This window comes from Peptoniphilus lacrimalis DSM 7455 (genome assembly GCF_000378725.1).
Classification (GTDB): Bacteria; Bacillota; Clostridia; order Tissierellales; family Peptoniphilaceae; genus Peptoniphilus_A; species Peptoniphilus_A lacrimalis.
This window is the reverse complement of the sequence record NZ_KB900371.1, coordinates 1-20,108: the sequence shown is the minus strand read 5'-3', so window position 1 is coordinate 20,108 and position 20,108 is coordinate 1. Positions and strand designations below refer to the sequence as shown.

At 33.5% G+C, this 20,108-nt stretch carries 22 protein-coding genes and 1 pseudogene; all 23 read left to right on the top strand.

Annotated features, from left to right (window positions below; translation table 11 throughout):
* The first annotated feature begins 66 nt into the window (after window positions 1-66).
* The 23 genes and pseudogenes from F594_RS0105050 to F594_RS09510 all read left to right on the top strand — a co-directional run bounded on the left by F594_RS0105050 (window position 67) and on the right by F594_RS09510 (window position 19,670).
* Window positions 67-846 carry a replication initiator protein A gene (locus F594_RS0105050; protein WP_010247004.1) on the top strand — a complete coding sequence of 260 codons (780 nt, stop codon included), beginning with the start codon at window positions 67-69 and terminating at the stop codon, window positions 844-846.
* Entirely contained in the window at window positions 843-1,694 is an 852-nt protein-coding gene (locus F594_RS0105045) for an ATP-binding protein (protein ID WP_000817919.1), read from the top strand. Before F594_RS0105050 ends, F594_RS0105045 begins: the two co-directional genes overlap by 4 nt.
* Entirely contained in the window at window positions 1,691-2,176 is a 486-nt protein-coding gene (locus F594_RS0105040) for a PcfB family protein (RefSeq protein WP_000606570.1), read from the top strand. The genes F594_RS0105045 and F594_RS0105040 overlap by 4 nt, the downstream gene beginning before the upstream one ends.
* On the top strand, window positions 2,173-3,216 hold the full coding sequence (locus F594_RS09215; RefSeq protein ID WP_000570499.1) for a VirD4-like conjugal transfer protein, CD1115 family: 1,044 nt from the start codon (window positions 2,173-2,175) through the stop codon (window positions 3,214-3,216). Before F594_RS0105040 ends, F594_RS09215 begins: the two co-directional genes overlap by 4 nt.
* Window positions 3,217-3,255: 39 nt before the next feature.
* Window positions 3,256-5,094: a recombinase family protein gene (locus F594_RS0105030; protein ID WP_019034768.1), complete on the top strand. Its 1,839-nt coding sequence runs from the start codon at window positions 3,256-3,258 to the stop codon at window positions 5,092-5,094.
* Between the two features lie 75 nt (window positions 5,095-5,169).
* Window positions 5,170-5,742 carry a TetR/AcrR family transcriptional regulator gene (locus tag F594_RS0105025; RefSeq protein WP_000079884.1) on the top strand — a complete coding sequence of 191 codons (573 nt, stop codon included), beginning with the start codon at window positions 5,170-5,172 and terminating at the stop codon, window positions 5,740-5,742.
* Between the two features lie 50 nt (window positions 5,743-5,792).
* A complete protein-coding gene (locus F594_RS0105020) occupies window positions 5,793-6,311 on the top strand; it encodes a ClbS/DfsB family four-helix bundle protein (protein WP_000708365.1) in 519 nt (172 codons plus the stop codon).
* Between the two features lie 140 nt (window positions 6,312-6,451).
* Window positions 6,452-8,191, top strand: a complete 1,740-nt coding sequence (locus tag F594_RS0105015; protein WP_019034767.1) for an ABC transporter ATP-binding protein — start codon at window positions 6,452-6,454, stop codon at window positions 8,189-8,191.
* Window positions 8,184-9,893: an ABC transporter ATP-binding protein gene (locus F594_RS0105010; protein WP_019034766.1), complete on the top strand. Its 1,710-nt coding sequence runs from the start codon at window positions 8,184-8,186 to the stop codon at window positions 9,891-9,893. The genes F594_RS0105015 and F594_RS0105010 overlap by 8 nt, the downstream gene beginning before the upstream one ends.
* A gap of 2 nt (window positions 9,894-9,895) precedes the next feature.
* Window positions 9,896-11,413, top strand: a complete 1,518-nt coding sequence (locus tag F594_RS0105005; protein WP_019034765.1) for an ABC transporter ATP-binding protein — start codon at window positions 9,896-9,898, stop codon at window positions 11,411-11,413.
* Entirely contained in the window at window positions 11,403-12,107 is a 705-nt protein-coding gene (locus F594_RS0105000; protein ID WP_000567178.1) for an energy-coupling factor transporter transmembrane component T, read from the top strand. Before F594_RS0105005 ends, F594_RS0105000 begins: the two co-directional genes overlap by 11 nt.
* Before the next feature lie 10 nt (window positions 12,108-12,117).
* Window positions 12,118-12,702, top strand: a complete 585-nt coding sequence (locus tag F594_RS0104995) for an MptD family putative ECF transporter S component (RefSeq protein WP_000791750.1) — start codon at window positions 12,118-12,120, stop codon at window positions 12,700-12,702.
* 265 nt (window positions 12,703-12,967) lie between these two features.
* Window positions 12,968-13,384 carry a sigma factor-like helix-turn-helix DNA-binding protein gene (locus F594_RS0104985; protein WP_001074478.1) on the top strand — a complete coding sequence of 139 codons (417 nt, stop codon included), beginning with the start codon at window positions 12,968-12,970 and terminating at the stop codon, window positions 13,382-13,384.
* Window positions 13,385-13,468: 84 nt separating this feature from the next.
* Window positions 13,469-13,798 (top strand): DUF3847 domain-containing protein, encoded by a 330-nt coding sequence (locus tag F594_RS0104980; RefSeq protein ID WP_000712033.1) that lies wholly within the window; start codon window positions 13,469-13,471, stop codon window positions 13,796-13,798.
* A 244-nt stretch (window positions 13,799-14,042) separates the two neighbouring features.
* Complete coding sequence (mobQ, locus tag F594_RS0104975; RefSeq protein ID WP_000852173.1) at window positions 14,043-15,695, top strand: MobQ family relaxase; 1,653 nt, start codon at window positions 14,043-14,045, stop codon at window positions 15,693-15,695.
* 2 nt (window positions 15,696-15,697) lie between these two features.
* Window positions 15,698-16,429 (top strand): phage replisome organizer N-terminal domain-containing protein, encoded by a 732-nt coding sequence (locus F594_RS0104970; RefSeq protein ID WP_019034764.1) that lies wholly within the window; start codon window positions 15,698-15,700, stop codon window positions 16,427-16,429.
* A 173-nt stretch (window positions 16,430-16,602) separates the two neighbouring features.
* Window positions 16,603-16,926 carry a hypothetical protein gene (locus F594_RS0104965; RefSeq protein WP_001222545.1) on the top strand — a complete coding sequence of 108 codons (324 nt, stop codon included), beginning with the start codon at window positions 16,603-16,605 and terminating at the stop codon, window positions 16,924-16,926.
* A 21-nt stretch (window positions 16,927-16,947) separates the two neighbouring features.
* Entirely contained in the window at window positions 16,948-17,937 is a 990-nt protein-coding gene (locus F594_RS0104960) for an ORF6N domain-containing protein (protein WP_005957950.1), read from the top strand.
* A gap of 111 nt (window positions 17,938-18,048) precedes the next feature.
* Window positions 18,049-18,234 (top strand): transposon-encoded TnpW family protein, encoded by a 186-nt coding sequence (locus F594_RS0104955; protein ID WP_019034763.1) that lies wholly within the window; start codon window positions 18,049-18,051, stop codon window positions 18,232-18,234.
* Between the two features lie 11 nt (window positions 18,235-18,245).
* A pseudogene (locus F594_RS0104950) lies at window positions 18,246-19,058 on the top strand (VirD4-like conjugal transfer protein, CD1115 family); the annotation flags it as partial.
* Window positions 19,059-19,111: 53 nt separating this feature from the next.
* Window positions 19,112-19,243: a hypothetical protein gene (locus tag F594_RS09935; RefSeq protein ID WP_019034762.1), complete on the top strand. Its 132-nt coding sequence runs from the start codon at window positions 19,112-19,114 to the stop codon at window positions 19,241-19,243.
* On the top strand, window positions 19,224-19,535 hold the full coding sequence (locus F594_RS0104940) for a hypothetical protein (RefSeq protein WP_000807037.1): 312 nt from the start codon (window positions 19,224-19,226) through the stop codon (window positions 19,533-19,535). Before F594_RS09935 ends, F594_RS0104940 begins: the two co-directional genes overlap by 20 nt.
* Before the next feature lie 3 nt (window positions 19,536-19,538).
* On the top strand, window positions 19,539-19,670 hold the full coding sequence (locus F594_RS09510) for a Maff2 family mobile element protein (RefSeq protein WP_000394211.1): 132 nt from the start codon (window positions 19,539-19,541) through the stop codon (window positions 19,668-19,670).
* The last annotated feature ends 438 nt before the right edge of the window (window positions 19,671-20,108 follow it).

Below are 20,108 nucleotides of genomic sequence, written 5' to 3'. Positions count from 1 at the left end.
GTAACCAAAGGCGATAGAAAAACTATCGTCTTTTTCTTTGCAAATTTTAAGAGAGGAGGTGAAGCGATGGACTTTGACTATTTCTATAACAGAGAAGCAGAGCGATTTAACTTTTTGAAAGTGCCTGAAATATTAGTAGATGGAGAAGAATTTAAGGGGTTATCGGCAGAAGCAATTATCCTATACTCTATGCTTCTAAAGCGTACAGGAATGTCCTTTAAAAATAAATGGATAGACAAGGAAGGCAGAGTATTTATCTATTTTACCGTCGAAGAAATTATGAGAAGAAGAAATATCTCAAAGCCAACAGCCATAAAAACATTGGATGAGTTAGACAGTAAAAAAGGAATCGGACTGATTGAAAGAGTAAGGCTTGGACTTGGAAAACCTAATATCATTTATGTAAAAGACTTTATGAGTGTATTTCAAGCAAAAGGAAATGACTTTCAGAAGTCAAAAAACTTTACTTCAGAAGTAAAAGATGTTGACCTCAGAAGTAAAGAAAATGAACTTCAGGAAGTTAAAAATGTTAACTCTAACTATATAGAGAATAATAAGAGTAAGTATAGTAAGAGAGAATATAGTTTTTGCGAAAACGGACTTGGAACATTTCAAAATGTATTTTTAACTGATGAAGATATTTCTGATTTACAAATCAAACTAAATGCACAGCTTGATAATTACATTGAACGCTTATCTGCATATATCAAGAGTACCGGAAAGATCTATAAAGACCATAAAGCGACGATCCTTTCTTGGTTTTATAAAGATCAGGGCAAAAGCAAGCAGCCGAAAACATCAAATGTCCCGACATGGGAAGAATATAACAAAGGAGAACATTTATGAAAAGAGAATTGGGAAAAATAATGATAGAGGATGTAGAATTTGCCTATGATTCTGAAAAAGAGTATATCAAAGATGGACACGCCTATTGTAAAGTCTGCCACGAAAGAAAAGACGGTGATGTAATGGAATTTTTCGGGAATAAAATGATATTAAGGGTAGCTTGTAAATGCGATAGAGAAATAGAGCAACAAAAGAAACGAAGAGAAAAACAGATGGAAATTGAAAGGTTAAAAAGAACCTGCTTCAATTCCATGAGGGAGTGGTCATATACCTTTGAAAATTATCAGGGAGAAGAAAATCAAAGCCTCATGATTGCAAAGAATTTTGTAGAAGATTATGAGAAAATGAAAAAAGAAAATATCGGACTTCTCTTTTATGGCTCTGTAGGAAGCGGAAAGACCTATCTTGCCTGCTCCATTGCAAATAGCCTTATTGAACAGTATCAAATAAGTGTTAAGATTAGAAATTTCGCACAGATTATCAATGAACTTCAAAAAAGCAGCTTTGACTTTGATAAAAACGCATATATTGAATCCCTTGTAAATACTTCCGTTCTTATTTTAGATGACTTGGGAATTGAAAGGGATACAAGCTATGCTAAAGAGCAGGTATATAACATTGTCAATAGCAGGTACTTAAAACAGAAACCAACAATTTTCACAACAAATCTTTCCTACGACACAATTCAAAACTGCAAGGACAGTGTTGAATATCAAAGAATCTATTCAAGAATTATTGAAATGTGTATTCCCGTTATGGTTGTAGGCGAGGATTTCAGAAAGTTTATTCAAAGAGATAAGCTAACTCGCAATAAAGATAGATTACTGAACGGAGGTGAAAGGACTTGATCAATGAAGAAATTGCAAGAAAAACGCTCAACATGGAAGTGAGAGCCGGCAAAGTAACAAGCAAGATACTTTTGGATTTGATAAGGAAGTTACTGAAAGAATCAGAAAAAATCGGTGGACTTGAAAAGCTCGTTGGGAGTAAAGGGAATGAAGTAAAACTAAAAGATATGGTTAAAAAGGGACAGCTTGAAGAGATACCAGTAGAAGAAACAGAATTGAAGGAACTGAAAAAAGAACTGAACAGATATGGAGTTAAGTTTTCGGTAATGAAAGATAAAGAATCAGGTAAATACTCAGTGTTCTTTCAAGCAAAAGATATGAAAGTGATGGACAAAGCATTTAAGCACGCCCTTTCAGAATCAGAAAAGAAAACGGAAAGGAAAGAATCTATTCATAAAAACATTGAGAAGTTTAAGGAGATGGCTAAAAATTCTGTTTCTAAAGATAAAATCAAGAACAAGCAAAAGGAGCAGAGCCTATGATAGAGAAAATACTAAAGGACATCAAAGGCTTGTTTAAGGTGCAGGATAAGGCAAAGTTTCTAAAGCAGAACATTCCCTACCTTGCATTTTTCTATGTTGGCAATATCTTCTCTCACCATGTACGAGCTTATACTGGTGGCGATGTAATAGACAAAATCTTTCAAGGGATATTAGAGCTTAACACCATGAGCTTTCTTCCAAGTATTCATCCTACGGATATTTTAATTGGTGCAGGAGTAGCAGCTTTAATTAAATTCATTGTCTACAGCAAAGGCAAAAATGCAAAAAAGTTCAGACAGGGAAAAGAGTATGGTTCAGCAAGATGGGGAACGAGAAAAGATATAGAACCGTATATGGATGAAAAGTTCCAGAACAATATCTTACTTACACAAACAGAACGATTAACTATGAACGGCAGACCAGCTAATCCAAAGTATGCAAGAAATAAAAATGTTTTGGTTATAGGTGGTTCAGGCTCCGGAAAGACAAGATTTTATGTAAAACCGAACTTAATGCAAATGCACAGTAGCTATTGTGTAACCGATCCTAAAGGAACAATAGTCCTTGAGTGTGGCAAGATGCTTGAAGATAATGGCTATGAGATTAAAATTCTAAATACCATAAACTTCAAAAAGTCTATGAAGTACAATCCATTCGCATATATTCGTTCTGAAAAAGATATTCTAAAGCTTGTTCAGACAATTATCGCAAACACGAAGGGCGAGGGAGAAAAAGCAGGTGAGGATTTTTGGGTGAAAGCTGAAAAACTCTACTATACAGCACTTATCGGATATATCTGGTATGAAGCTCCAAGAGAAGAAAAGAACTTTGCAACACTACTTGATATGATAGACGCTTCAGAGGTAAGAGAAGATGATGAAACCTACATGAATCCGATTGATAGACTCTTTGAAGCATTGGAAAAGAAAGAACCGACACACTTTGCGGTGAAGCAATATAAAAAGTACAAATTGGCTGCTGGAGTAATAGAATTAAGGAGAACACTTAATCACTATTTTAGTGAAATATGTACTTCTTAATTCTTTTTTTATTGAAAAATTAAGAGAAAGGGGGTAAAAATGAGGAATTTTGAAAAGATAACAGCACTCTATGAAAGATTAAGTCGTGATGATGAACTGCAAGGAGAGAGTAACTCTATCATCAATCAGAAAAAAATATTGGAAGAATACGCAAGCAAAAATAACCTGTCAAACATAATTCACTTTACAGATGACGGAATCAGCGGAACACAGTTTGACAGACCGGGATTTATGGCAATGATGAACGGAGTCAATCAAGGAAATATTGGTTGTATCATTGTAAAAGATATGAGCAGACTTGGCAGAGATTATCTCAAAGTCGGTCAATGTATGGAGATACTAAGACAAAAGGGCGTAAGACTAATCGCTATCAATGACAATGTAGATAGTTTTTACAGAGAAGATGATTTTACCCCTTTTAGAAATATCATGAACGAATGGTATGCAAGAGATACATCAAGAAAAATCCAATCGACTTTCAGATCAAAAGGCGAAAGTGGAAAACATACGGCAAGTACACCGCCTTATGGCTATATCAAAGATGAAAAAGATAAAAACAAATGGATAGTAGATGAAAAAGCAGCAGAGATAGTAAGGCGAATATTCAATATGACCATGCAAGGCAATGGTCCGTATCGAATAGCAAAGATATTGGAGAGTGAAAAAGTAGATATACCCGCCTACCATCAACAAAAATTAGGCTATGGGCTATATCAAAGCAAAAACTTTGAACACCCATATCGTTGGTGTAGTTCCACAATAGCAAGTATTCTAAAGAAACAGGAATACTTAGGACATACAGTCAATTTCAAAACAAGAAAACACTTCAAGGATAAGAAAAGTAAATATGTATCCGAGGATAACTGGCTTATTTTTGAAAATACACACGAGCCAATCATAGACCAAGAAACCTTTGATAATGTGCAAAGGATAAGAGGAAATGTAAAAAGGTATCCTGACGGTTGGGGCGAATATCACCCACTCACAGGACTGATGTATTGTGCAGATTGTGGGAGCAAGATGTATGTTCATAGAACAAGCAACTACAAGAATGTCCCATACTATGTTTGCAGCAATTACAAGAAAGTACCTTGCGGCACACTTTGTCCATCAGCACACAGAATAAAAGCAGAAGCAGTTTTAAATCTTATTAGGGAAACACTGAAAGACATTAAAAAAAACCTTGATGAAGATAATGAAGACTTTATCCGTTCTATTCAAAATGAAATGGAAGAAAAAGAAAAAATAGAGATAGAAAAGAAAAAGATAAGATTAACGGAAAGCCAAAATAGACTTCAGGAACTTGAACGACTGATGTGCAGAATTTACGAAGATATGATCCTTAACAAAATACCAAATAGCAGATATGAAATACTAAATAACCAATATGAAACGGAACAGATAACTTTAAGCAAAGAGATTAAAGCTTTAGAGCTTGAAATATCAAGATATGAAAAAGAAACAGACAGAGCTAAGAAATTTATATCTCTTATCAGTCGTTATGAAAACTTTGATGAACTTACAACTACAATGATAAATGAGTTTGTAGAAAAAATTATCGTACATGAAAGAGATAGAAAAGGAAGTCAGACATCAAAGCAAAAGATAGAAATTTACTTTAATTTCATAGGCAATTATGAACTGCCACAGGCGGAGTTAAGTGAGGAAGAAAAACAAAAACTTGAGGAAGAAGAAAGAAAAATCAAGGAAAGAAAGGACAAGTTACATCAAAATTATCTTAAGAGAAAAGCAAGCGGAAAACAGAAAGAGTATGAAGATAAATATAAGGCAAGAAGAGAACAGAAGAAACAGGAGAAAATAAAGGTTTTGAAAAGAGTGGGGATACCGGTGAGTGAGTATATAAAAACAAATATTTAAATCTATCTTGACAAATATTGAATTTTAATTTATTATTAAATATAGATTCAGTATTGGAATAGAAAGAGGTGTGCTATGGCACAAGTATTAAAAGAAGAAGTTAGAAATAGAATACTCGAAGCAGCAGAAAAAGTATTTTATAAAAAGGATTATAGAGGTGCCAAATTAACAGAAATTGCAAAAGAAGCAGATATTCCTGTGGCACTAATTTATACCTATTTCAAAAATAAGGCAGTTTTGTTTGATGCAGTAGTAAGTTCTGTTTATATAAACTTCGAGTCAGCTTTTAATGAGGAAGAATCTTTGGAAAAAGGTTCTGCTTCTGAAAGGTTTGATGAAGTTGGAGAAAATTATATTCATGAACTTTTAAAAGATCGTAAGAAGTTAATTATTTTAATGGATAAAAGCTCAGGTACAAAGCATACAGAAGCAAAACAAAAACTCATATCGCAAATGCAGGTTCATATTGAAGTAAGTTTAAAAAGACAATCGAAACAGGAATATGATCCAATGCTTGCCCATATTTTAGCCAGTAACTTTACAGAGGGACTTCTTGAAATAGCAAGGCATTATCAAAGTGAAAAGTGGGCAAAAGATATGCTAAAACTTATTGCAAAGTGTTATTACAAGGGAGTGGAATCATTGTAAGTTGATTTGATATTTAAATGCGATAAATTTAAATTTTTGGAGGAGATATTTTGAAGATATATAAAGATAAAGAAGAACTGAAATCTGAGATAAATAAAAGTTTTGAAAAGTATATTTCTGAATTTGATATTATTCCTGAATCTCTCAAAGATAAGAGAGTCCCTGAAGTTGACAGAACACCAGCAGAAAATCTTGCTTATCAACTCGGATGGACAACATTAGTTTTGAAATGGGAAAAAGATGAGAAAAACGGTTTTGAAGTAAAGACACCGTCGGATATGTTTAAATGGAATCAACTTGGAGAATTATATCAGTGGTTTACCGATACTTATGCTCATTTATCGATAGAAGAATTAAAGAAACGATTGAAAGAAAATATTATATCTATCTATACAATGATTGATACACTAAGTGAAGAAGAATTATTTCAACCGCATATGAGAAAATGGGCTGATGAAGCTACTAAAACAGCGACATGGGAAGTTTATAAGTTTATTCATGTTAATACGGTTGCCCCTTTTGGAACGTTTAGAACTAAGATTAGAAAATGGAAAAAGATTGTGCTATAATTTTTGATTTGCTGATACAGTAATTTAAAAAAATATAGTGATCGGATAAAATAGACTTTGCGTAATCAGCAAAGTCTTACTTTAAACCTTAATACTGAATTAAAATTCAATATTATTCAATTTTGAAAGGAGAGTTGTTCATGCCGGAAAAAGAATTAAGAAAAAAAGTGATTGGGAAAAACGGCTTATCCAATTCACTTCTTGCTTTAAAAATAGTATTTGATTTGATACCACAAATCTTACTCGTATATTTGATTAGTTCTTTAATCACAAACAATATTAGCGAAGATAATTTGAAATATATTTTCTTAGGAATCTTTACTTCATTTGTATTAAAAGGAGTGTTTTATTATTTTGCAACAAAGGTTGCCCATGAGAAAGCATACGAAAAATTAACAGAACTTAGGTTAGATATTATAGGTCATCTGAAAAAACTGAGTTTGGGATTTTTTAAAGAACATAATACTGGGGAGCTTACCAACATTGTTCAACATGATGTAGAACAAGTGGAAGTATATCTTGCTCATGGTCTTCCTGAAATAATGTCAGTTACACTTCTGCCTACCATTATTTTTGTAGCTATGATTTTTGTGGACCTACGTCTTGCTCTTGGAATGATTGCCGGAGTTCCACTCATGTATTTGGTAAAAGTTCTTTCACAGAAAACAATGGATAAAAACTTTGCTATTTACTTTAACCATGAAAACAAGATGAGAGAAGAGCTAATGGAATATGTAAAAAATATTTCTGTGATTAAGGCTTTTGCTAAAGAAGAGGAAATTAGTGAAAGAACATTAAAAACGGCAAGAGAATATATTTACTGGGTTAAAAAGAGCATGGGGATGGTTACAATTCCAATGGGACTTATTGACATATTTATGGAAATTGGAGTAGTTATTGTCATGATTTTGGGAAGTATATTTCTTTACTATGGAAATATTACAACACCTAATTTTATACTTGCCATTATTTTATCGTCTGCTTTTACTGCATCTATAAGTAAGACGGCTACATTGCAACATTTTTCTATTGTGTTTAAGGAAGCTCTAAAGGCAATTGGAAAAGTTTTAACAGTTCCGCTTCCAAAGAAAAAAACAGAACAAGGTTTAGAATTTGGAAACATAGAATTTAAAGATGTGAATTTTGCATACGGAAAAGATAGCTTTGAGCTTAAAAATATCAATTTGAATTTTAAGAAAAATAGTTTGAACGCCTTTGTAGGAGCAAGCGGTTGTGGAAAGAGTACGGTATCTAATTTGCTTATGGGATTTTGGGATGCAGATGAAGGACAAATACTGATAAATGGAAAAGATATAAAAGAATATAGTCAAGAAAATATCTCAATGCTGATTGGTAGTGTGCAACAAGAAGTTATCCTTTTTGATTTAAGTATTTTTGAAAATATAGCAATTGGAAAACTAAATGCAACAAAAGAAGAAGTCATAGAAGCTGCTAAAAAAGCAAGATGCCATGATTTTATTTCAGCATTACCAAATGGATATGAAACACGAGTAGGTGAAATGGGAGTTAAGTTATCCGGTGGAGAAAAACAAAGAATATCAATTGCGAGAATGATACTTAAAAATGCACCGATTTTAATATTAGATGAGGCAATGGCAGCTGTTGATAGTGAAAATGAAAGACTAATCGGTGAAGCGATTGATGATTTAAGTAAGGATAAAACTATCATTACAATTGCTCATCATCTAAATACGATTAGAGATTCAGACCAGATTATAGTTATGGATAAGGGCGTTGTTCTTGATGCAGGAAGCCATGAAGAACTGATGAAAAGATGTGATTTTTATAAGGATATGGTTGAAGCACAGAACAAGGTAGATAGATGGAATTTGAAAGAGGTGGTAACAGAAAATGTTTAGAGAAATGTTAAAACTACTAACAAAAACCGGCAAGAGAGATTTGATTATATCAAGTGTATTCTTTGCCCTTTATGGACTCAGCTCCATAGCCATGATTGTTATCGTATTTTCTATACTGTTCCAAATCTTTGACGGAACGAGCTTAGCAAGCCTATATAAATATTTTATTGCGATTGGATTACTTGTAGTGTTCAAAGGTATTTGTAATATGGTCGCAGATATGAAAAAGCATAGTGCAGGTTTTGATATTGTTCAGCAAATAAGAGAACGCATGATTATTAAATTGAAAAAATTCAGCTTAGGATTTTATACCAATGAACGACTTGGGGAAATAAATACAATTTTACACAAAGATGTTGATAATATGTCACTTGTTGTAGGACACATGTGGTCAAGAATGTTTGGCGATTTTTTGATAGGTGCAGTCGTATTTATTGGTCTTGCAAGTATTGATTTAAAACTTGCTATTCTAATGGCTGTATCTGTTCCGATTGCACTTATCTTTCTATATCTGACAATTAAGCAATCTGAAAAAATAGAGAATCAGAATAACTCAGCACTTCTTGATATGGTTAGCCTATTTGTTGAATATGTGAGAGGAATACCTGTATTAAAGAGTTTTTCTAACAATAAGAGCTTGGATAATGAGCTTATGAATAAAACAAAGAAGTTTGGAGAAACAAGCAAAGCAGCTTCAAGATTCAAGGCAAAACAGTTATCTATATTTGGTTTTTTACTGGATATTGGATATTTAGTTCTTTTAATTGCAGGAACAATATTTGTTGTAAAGGGAAATCTTGATGTACTTAATTTTATTATCTTTGCGGTAATTTCAAAAGAGTTTTATAAGCCATTCGCTTCTATGGAACAACACTATATGTACTATGTTTCGGCGGTAGATAGTTACGAAAGACTTTCAAGAATTTTATATGCAGATGTAATCCCGGATAAAGTGAATGGAATTGTTCCGAAAGATAATGATATAGCATTTGAAAACATAGATTTTTCTTATGAAAAAGATGAATTTAAAATGGAAAACTTGAGCTTTTCTATTGCTGAAAAAACAATGACAGCCTTAGTTGGAGAATCAGGTAGTGGAAAGACTACTATAACCAACTTGCTTTTAAGATTTTATGATGTGCATAAAGGAAAAATTACCCTCGGAGGAACTGATATAAGGGATATTCCTTATGATGAGCTTTTAGATCGTATTAGTATTGTCATGCAAAATGTTCAGTTGTTTGATAATACAATTGAAGAAAACATCAAGGTAGGTAAAAAAGGAGCAACGAAAGAAGAAATCATTGAAGCTGCAAAGAAAGCGAGAATACATGATTTCATTATGAGTTTACCAAAAGGTTATGAAACTGATATTGGAGAAAATGGTGGGATTTTATCAGGTGGACAAAGACAAAGAATATCTATTGCAAGAGCTTTTCTAAAGGATGCACCTATTTTAATTCTTGATGAAATGACAAGTAATGTTGATCCTGTAAATGAATCTTTGATACAAGATGCTATTACAGAACTTGCAAAGAATAGAACTGTACTTGTAGTGGCTCATCATTTAAAAACCATTCAAAAAGCTGACCAAATTCTCGTATTTCAAAAAGGAAATTTACTTGAAAAAGGAAAGCATGGGGAACTTCTTGAGAAAGATGGTTACTACACAAAATTATGGAAAGCTCAGTACGAGGTATAATCATGATTTTGTTAAAAAATGTTTCTTATGAATGGGAAGATGGGCGAACTGCTTTAAAAAATATCAATCTTGAAATTAAAAAAGGTGAATTTGTTTTAATTTCAGGGAAAAGTGGAAGTGGTAAAAGCACTCTTGGAAGTGTAATGAATGGTCTTATACCACATTATTACAAAGGCAAAATGAAAGGAGAAGCCTTTGTGTCCGGAAAAGATATAAGCAAATTATTACTTCATGAAATAGGGCATATTGTAGGGACTGTATTTCAAGATCCAAGAAGTCAGTTTTTTACAACAACTACAGATGAAGAAATAGCTTTTGGGCTTCAAACGATCTGCAAATCAAGAGATGAAATAAAACAGAGAGTAGAAGAAGTATATGCAGAACTGGATATTGAGGAACTGAAAGGAAAATCTGTTTTTGAATTATCAAGCGGACAGAAACAAAAGATAGCTATTGCAAGTATCTATGCGATGAATCCGAAAGTTTTAATTTTAGATGAACCTTCAGCAAATTTGGATATGAAAGCAACATTTGACCTATTTTTAATTTTGGGAAAATTAAAGAAAAAAGGAACAACAGTTGTTCTAATTGAACATCGTTTGTACTATGTAAAATCTTTATTTGACCGTTTTCTTTTGGTGAAAGATGGAGAAATTGCACTGGACTTGAGTCGGGAAGAAGTTATTCATCTTGAAGGGGAGTTTTGGGATGAGAATGGACTAAGAACTCTTGAATTAGAAGAATACAGGATAAGTGAGAAGAAAGATTCATATCAATTAAAGGATGAAAGTATCAGCGGAAAAGGCTTGAGATTTTGCTATTCGAATGTAGCTAAGAATGGAAAGAAGCAAAAACAGTACATTTTAAATCATCTTGATTTCAATATGGAGTGCGGAAAAGCCATTGGTCTTATCGGCTTAAATGGTACTGGGAAAACTACCTTTGCAAGAGTGCTTTCAGGACTTGAGAAGATAAAAGAGGGGACAATATGGGCGGGAAAAGATAAGTCGCTTAATCACAAAGATTTAATGGATATGTCATATTTTGTCTTTCAAGATTCAGACTATCAGTTGTTTTCGGAAAGTGTACTTGATGAAATGCTACTTGGTATTTCAAGTAAAAATAAAAAAGAAAATACCCAAAAGGCAAAGTTTATTTTGAATGTACTTGGCTTAGATAAATATATAGACAAGCATCCGTTTGCTTTATCAAGAGGAGAAAAACAAAGACTGACAATAGCTTGTGGAATGATGAAACAGGCAAAAGTTTTTATCTATGATGAACCAACATCAGGTTGTGATAAAGACTCAATGCTTTCAGTCGCAAAATTGATTGAAGAACAATTAAAAAATGGGACAACAGTTTTGGTGATAAGTCATGATTTTGAGTTTTTAGCAAACACAGTGAGTGAGCTATGGGTAATGGGAGATGGAAAAATAGAAAAGGTTCTGAATATGAGTGAAAGTAATAAATTTCTCATATTAGACAAGATGAGAGGAGGTAGAGAACTTGATAGATAGAAAAACAGTCGATCCGAGAATAAAACTTATTCTACTTCCAATTGCCTCCTTTACCAGCTTTTTTATAAGCGATACAATCCTACTTTTCGGACTGATTGTCTTTGCCTTTTTTCTGTATGTATACAGTAGTATGTGGAAAAGAGCATTACGCTTTATTTTGTTTTTTGTGCTTTTATACTGCATAGAGTTAGGGCTTGGAAAGTTTCGTGAAGCAAGTATCGTATTTGCAATATATATGTTTATTTACTTTGCATCAAGGATGACCTTAATTGCTATGTTTGGTGGATATATAACAAAGACTACAAGTGTAAGTGAAATGCTTGAAGCATTAAATAGAATGAAAGTACCAAGAAGCATTGGTATACCTTTTAGTGTTTTGCTTAGGTTTGTACCAACTATAAGAATAGAACTCAAGGCATTAAAAGAGAATATGAAGATTCGAGGAATCGTAACAAGTAGATTTTTCCCGTTGCTACATCCATTTAAATATATTGAATATACGCTTGTTCCACTTTTAATGAGGATGATTAAGATTTCAGATGAACTGTCAGCTTCAGCACTCATTAGAGGACTTGATAGTGATGAGAACAGGGTTACATTGACAAAATTGAGGTTTAGATGGGCGGATTTGTTGATTGGACTATTAGGAGCTTTGATGATTGCTCTTGTGATAGTAATACAGAAAATTTATTAGGAGGACTTTTATGAAAAACAAATTAAATGGTCGTGATTTTATTACAATCGGAATCTTTAATGCAATTGGAATTGTCATATACATGGTGGTTGCATTTGCTATGGCAACAACAGTGATTGGAGGATTTATTGCTTCAGGAGTTAGCTTTATGGTAGCTGCTACCGTTTATATACTTATGGCTTTGAAAGTTAAAAAGAAGGGCGTATTTACAATATCAGGAACGCTTCTTGGTTTAATTGCATTGTCAGGAGGACATTTGCCTCATGCAGTCTTTGCTGTAATCGGTGGAATTATATGTGATTTGATTATAGGAAATTATGAGAGCAAGGGACGAATGATTATTGGATATGGGATATTTGCATTAGCAGATTTTTTAGGAACAGTAATTCCTGTGATTTTATTCGGGACAGCTTCTTTTGTGGAAAGAGCATCAAAATGGAAAATGAGCGAAGCACAAATAAATGAAGCATTATCTTATTTCAAAGTTTCGTGGGCAGTAGGATTTGGCTTGATAACTTTTGTTCTTGCTTGTATAGGAGCATTCGTTGCAACAAAGATACTCAAAAAGCATTTTGAAAAAGCAGGAGTGATTTAATAATAAATTTACTTAGGAGGGAAAATAATGGAGGGATAATTATGTCAAAACTTATAGTTTCGGTTTTCACAGAACGATATAATTATCCTTTTTTATTCTTGGAATTGCTTACACATAGCAATAATACTTTACCAGAAACAACAAAATAGAAAATTATATAAAACATTAGTTTTTAAGCCGAGAGGACTTTTTACGTCAAAGTGTAGAAGTCCTCCTTTTTTATTCTCAAAACCAAAACAGAGAACTTAAAAAGGAGGATGACTAAGTGGCAAAGAAAGAATATTACCTTTATGTAAAAGGCAAAGCCGTACCTGTAAGTGAAGAAGTCTACAAAGCCTATTGGAAGATAACAGAGCATGAAAAGTATCTCCAAAGAAAAGATTGGAAGCATAATGTAATACCATTTTCGGCACTGGATCATGATGGACACTTTGTAGATAACATCATAGATGAAAAGATAGACTTAGAAAAAATTGTAGAAGTAAAAATGCGAATTGAAGAACTTCATAGAGCATTAAATACTCTTTCAAAAGAAGAACGAGAGTTGATGGAAGCCATCTTCTACAAAGAAGAAAGTCTAAGGTCAATCAGCAGAAGAGAGAAAGTTACACATCAAGCAATCAGTGGGAGGAGGGATAGGATTTTAGAAAAACTGAGAAAGATTTTAGAAGATAAAATCTAAAAACTTGGAAAGGTTAAGTGTCAAAAAAAGGTGCTTAACCTTTCTTTATGGAAACAAGCAGATACCAAAACGGAGGAATGAAAAATGAAGAAAGAAAACACATTACAGGAAGTACAGGAACAAATTTCTGAACTTCAGCAAGAAAGAGAAAAGTGCGATGTGAAGCTGAAACAATTACAAAATCAAGGCAAGAAATTAGAAAAACTTGCAAACGAAAAGGAACGAAAAAGAAGAAATCATAGGCTCATACAAAGAGGCTTGATAGTAGAAAGAGTCATTAAAAATCCTATCATGTTTACTAACGATGAGATAGAAGAATTACTTAAAGTTGCTACTCACACAAAAGAATACAGACAAGCCTATGAAGAAATGATAAATGGGAAAGATATGGAAGATGAAACAGAGATAGAGTAGATAAAATAAAAAACCATAGTTTTTTCAGAAGCTCCCTGCAAGGGCAAAAAGCTTCGCAGAACGCAAAGCACCCTTTAGGGTGTATAATTGCGCCCTTAGAAAAACTAAGGGATTTTAGCAAGTCTTTAAAAATCCAAAACTTAATAAAAACATACGGATAAAGTAGATAGGAAAAGATACAAAAAATAACCTGTCTGCTTTTTCCTTTACCTGAAAACAAACAAAAAATGAAAGGAGCTTAAAAGTGGCAGAAACATTTCACTTTAATATTTCTATGATAAGCAGAGGAAAAAGTAAATCGGCAGTTGCAAGTGCAGCATATATCTCTTGTGAGAAAATCAAAAATGAATGGGACGGAGAAGTTCACGATTACCATAATAAAAAGGGACTTTTACATTCAGAAATCTTCTTGCCGGAGAATGTTCCCATAGCATTAAAAGATAGAACTACATTATGGAACAGCGTTGAACTAAATGAGAAAGCAAGCAATGCACAGCTTGCAAGAAATTTTATCATTGCTCTACCAAAAGAATTATCCTTTGAAGAAAACAAGAAACTCATTACCGACTTCATACAAGAACATTTTGTATCAAAAGGAATGATAGCAGACCTTGCAATTCATGATGAAAGTGATGAAGAAAATAACAATATCCATGCACATATTATGACTACTCTTAGACCGATTAATAAAAAAGGAGAGTGGCTGGCAAAAAGCAAAAAAGAATATGTTCTTGATGAAAAGGGAGAAAAGATAAAACTAAAAAGTGGTAATTACAAAACAAGAAAAGTAGAGCTGACAGACTGGAACGATAAAGGCAACGCAGAGAAATGGAGAAAGAATTTTGCAAGCCTTTGTAATCAGTATTTAGAAAAAAATCATCAGGAAAAGAGAGTAGATCATCGTTCCTACAAAAGACAAGGGATAGAAGAAATCCCAACCATTCACATGGGAGCAAGTGCCAGTGCCTTAGAGAAAAAAGGAATCGAAACCGACAAAGGAAATATCAATAGAGAAATCAAAAAGCATAACTCTTTAGTAAAAGCCATCAAGAACAAGATAAAAGAAATCACCTCTTGGATAGACTCTTTACTTGGAAATCTGCAAGCAAAATACGATGAGTATAAACAGACCAAGAAAGATGAACTGGAGAACAAAGCGGAACTCTTTAACCTCTATGAGTATATTTCTATCTACAACGAGATACAGGGAGAAAAAACAAAAAATTTATCCTACTACGGACAGATAAAAAAGGGAAATGCAGACCTAAAGAGATTTGTAAAAGCAATCTACTATTTGAAAGATAATCATCTTCAAACCATAGCAGACCTACAAGGAAAAGTCTTTGAACTGGCAAAGCAAAGTAAAAAGATAAGTGGTGATATTCAAGATAAAACACAAAGAATAAAAGACCTAAATCAATGTGTAAGCTGCATAGACGCTATCAGAGAAAACAAAGAAGTCTATCAGGAATACAAAAGCAAGACACTATTCAAAGACAGTTTTTACAATTCCCATAAAAAAGAAATAGACAGATACCAAAGAGCAAGAAAGATCATAGAAAAATTTACTGGAACATCAGCTATAAAGTCGAGTGATTGGCAGAAAGAAATATCAAGCCTTGAAAATCAGATACAAGAGCTAACCAAAGATAAAGCTAAAGTTCAAGACGAATTTAAGCAGATAGACCATATCAAATATGCAGTAAAGATTGTCAATGAAGAGTATGGAATAGACCTAAGCATAGAGATAGACAAGGCAATTAAGAGAGGAGATAAACCAAGTGTGATTGCACAACTGAAAAAATTCCAAGAGCAAGAGGAAATAAAGGGGCAGTACAAACAAAAAGCCAAGGAAAAGGCTAAAGAAAATTATAAAAATAAAGGGGAGGAAAGATAAAAATGGCAGACAACAGAAGATACTATTGGTTAAAATTGAAAGAAGATTTTTTTACAGATAAGAGAATCAAAAGGCTAAGAAAAATATCAGGAGGAGATACCTATACAATCATCTATCTTAAATTGCTTTTACTTAGCTTAAAAGATAGTGGGAAGCTGTATTATGATGGAGTAGAAACAGACTTTATCAAAGAGATTGCCTTAACGATTGATGAAACGGAAGATGATGTAATGGTTACAGTAAATTATATTATAGCACAAGGCTTGATGGAGATAATCACAGAAAATGACGAGTATTTTTTAACAGAAATCCCAAGTCTTATAGGTTCAGAAACAGCTTCTACAAGGCGTTCAAGAAAATCGAGAGGACAAAAAGCGTTGCAATGCAACACTGGTGCAACACCTTGCAACCTTTTGCAACAAAACTGCAACGGAGATATAGAGATAGATAAAGAGATAGATATAGAGTTAGAAAAAGAGGGGGAGATAGAAAAAATATCCCCCAACCTTTATGGAGAATATAAAAATGTTTCCTTAACTGATGAAGAATATGGAAAATTAAAGGATAAAATGCAAGGTCATAGGGATAAAATGATAGAGAAGCTGTCAACCTATATGCAAAGTACAGGAAGAAACTACAAAGACCATTATGCGACCTTAGTTCATTGGTATGAACAGGACAAAGGGAAAAAAGTATATACCTTTGAAGATTATGACAAGGGTGAACACTTGTAGACTTCGCATAAGACGGTGGAAAGGTGTTTTTAGAGCGTTAATCATAAAATAGATATGAGACTATAGCTAAGTGTAAAATAGGGCTTAAAATTGCAGTATGGAAAAAATATCGTATTTATGATAAAATGATAATGATATGGTAATAAACTCAGTTATAAGGAGAGGATATATAAATGCGAATTCAATTTACTGTAACCGATGAAGAACTTGAAATTTTAACTAAAAAAGCAATAGAGGGAGGTTTCCCAAGCGTTACTGAATATTGTAAGTGTAGTAGTTTACAAGAAAATACAAGCTATGCTGACCTATATACTACCTTATTAAACAAAATTAGCTCTTTACCGAAAGGCAAAGAATTTGTTTTGAGAGAGTTAATCGCAACACCGCCGGCATTGATTGGCAGATGGTTTTATGAAAATGTAAATAAGAGACTTGTAAAAAATGTGGAACACATCGGAAAAGCTGAAGGTGGAGTAGAAAAATATAAAAGAATTTAGATAATGTTGGAGGTGCATTTCATGGCAGAAGAAAATAAAGAGATAGTTATTGTAGATGATAAAACTATACAAGAAAAAATATATCTTATTCGTGGGCAAAAAGTAATGCTTGATGCAGATTTAGCTGAAATATATGGTTATGAAACAAAAAACTTTAATAGACAGGTAAAAAACAATATTGAGAAGTTTGAAGGCGAAGATTTTATGTTTCAACTTACCGAGAATGAATTTGAAAACTTGAGGTGCAAAAATTTCACCTCAAGTTGGGGCGGTTCAAGATACTTACCAAATGCCTTTACAGAACAAGGTATTTATATGCTTATGACGGTATTAAGAGGTGAACTTGCGATTAGGCAAAGTAGAGCCTTAATTAGAACATTTAAGCAGATGAAAGACTTTATAATCGAAAATCAAGATTTTATTAGCTCAAAAGAATTGGTACAAATAGCAGTACAGACAAATCAAAACACAAAGGATATAGCTGAAATAAAGTCGCAAATGGCTACAAAAGAAGATTTGAAAAAGGTTATGGATAATTTTATAGATCCAGACACATACAAGCATTTCCTTTTAATGAATGGAGATAAGATTGAAGCAGATGTTGCTTATACAAAAATATATAAGTCTGCAAAGAAAAGCATTTATGTAATAGATAACTATATAGGCTTGAAAACCTTAGAATTATTAAGAGCTGCAAAAGACAATGTTGAAATTATAGTCTTTAGCGACAATGTGAAAAACAAGGATATGCTGACAAAAAATATCCTAAACGATTTTAGAAAAGATTACCCTAATATCAATCTGAAGATGAAAATTGCAGGTAAAAAGTATCACGATAGATATATTGCCATTGACTATGGAACAGACAGTGAAGCCTTTTATCTTTGCGGAGCATCATCAAAAGATGCAGGAAATAAAATATCAAGTATTACAAAGATAGAGGAATCTTCCAAGGATATGTATCATACGATGTTTGGCGGAATGCTGAACAATAAGGATTTGAAAATTTAATATGTAAATGGTAAAGCGTTATTAAATGAATAGCTACAAGACTTGTGAAAGGCGGTAGAAATAAAACTCTATCGTCTTTTTTTGATTGCAACTAACAGGAGGGAAACTAATATGCACGAAAATAAAAACGAACAAAATACAGGAATAAAGACCATAAAGAAGATTGGAATGGCAACTTATGAGGTTGTTGTCCATTTTAATGAAAATGCGACTGAAACTATGCAAGATAAATTGAAAAGGATAATGCTTAGGGAAATGGAGCGAGAAAAAGATAAAAAACCCCATAAAAATGATTAGAAAGTCCTTGACAAGTTGTTACAGGAAAAACTGCCAAGTCAATTCTAATATCTTGTGGAGCAAGACTTGCACCTTTTGACATAAGAGAGCTAAGAGAACTAATGAGTGAAGATGAACTTGAGCTTGATACACTGGGAGATAGAAAGACAGCACTCTTTGTTATCATCTCCGATACAGATGATACTTTTAACTTTGTGGTATCTATTATGTATTCTCAGCTATTTAACTTGTTATGTGATAAGGCAGATGATGTGTATGGAGGAAGATTACCTGTTCATGTAAGATGCCTACTTGACGAGTTTGCAAACATCGGCTTAATTCCAAAGTTTGAAAAACTGATAGCGACAATCCGTTCCAGAGAAATATCAGCGAGTATAATTCTTCAAGCACAATCTCAGCTAAAGGCAATCTATAAAGATAATGCTGACACAATCGTGGGCAACTGTGATAGCACTTTATTTCTTGGTGGAAAGGAGAAAACAACACTTAAAGAGCTTTCTGAAACGCTTGGTAAAGAAACCATTGACCTTTACAACACATCGGAAACAAGGAGTAATCAAAAGAGTTTTGGACTTAATTATCAAAAGACAGGTAAGGAGCTTATGAGCCAAGATGAAATTACGGTCATGGACGGCGGTAAATGTATTTTTCAGCTTCGTGGTGTCAGACCTTTTCTATCAGATAAATTCGATATTACAAAACACAAGAACTATAAGCTGCTTGAGGACTATGACAAGAAAAATTTGTTTGACATAGAAAGCTATATGAAGCGAAAAGGAAAAGCAAAGCTGAATAGGGAAACAGTTATTACAAGAGTGCAGTAAGTCTAAAGAACATAGATTTGCTGCTTTTTTATTACTCAAAGCCAGGAGGTAAGATGATAAGAATACGAAGTCCCACTAAGAAAAAAGTAAATAGGATGAGCATTAGCGATTGGAAAAGAAAAAACTCCAATCGCTTTTTTATTGAAAGAAAAGGAGAAATTTTTAATGAAGCAAGAAATGATTAACATCAATGCCAATTTATTGGCAGAGCCCACTTTCTCAAATTTTGACAAAGAGGGAGAAACTGTTGAGGTTGCAAACTTCACGCTTGTAAAAAAGTACGGGAAAGGCAAGGAGTATATCAACTGTGCCGCCTATGGAGAAAAATCGGAGAAAGCAAAGGACTTTGAAAAAGGCGATTTGATTCATATCTTTGGTTACTTTAAGAAGCGTGAAAAAGAGGGAAAGACTTACAAAAACTTTGTAGTGAAGTCATATAACAAGATTGAAAAGAAAGAAGAAAGCGAGGAGGAATAAATTATGGAATTTTTTACACAGGCAGTTAATGTATTAAAGATTTTGGTAATGGCAGTAGGTGCAGGACTTGGAGCATGGGGTGTTATCAACCTGATGGAAGGTTATGGGAATGACAATCGTGCGACACGTTCATAAGTGAAAAGCTTATGCACTAAGTCGAAGGACTGAAAGTTCAAAACTTAGGAGAACTGGCAATCTGATAGGTAGAATGACGGGGTAACGCCCTGAAATGCCTACACTGATACTCCGATTGGCAATGAATATTAGACTATTTCATTGTCAAAAGCTCGGTGAAGTCGGCAGAGAGTAGCCGTAAGACTGATATTAACATCAGACACGAAAGCTGTTCAGAGGTGGACGGTGCTACCTATATGTCGGGTGTCGAATACGCATGGTGAGAATGTGTATACCAAAGTACTGACGTACTTCCGAATGTAAGGGTCTAAACGTTTGAATTTGCCTAACGGCAATTCCCATCAAAGATGGGGTGTTTGTGGATGAGTAAGAATGGTTGTTATGAAAATCCATATATCGTTACAGGCGATATGGTGAAAACTAAACACAGGCTTAGAG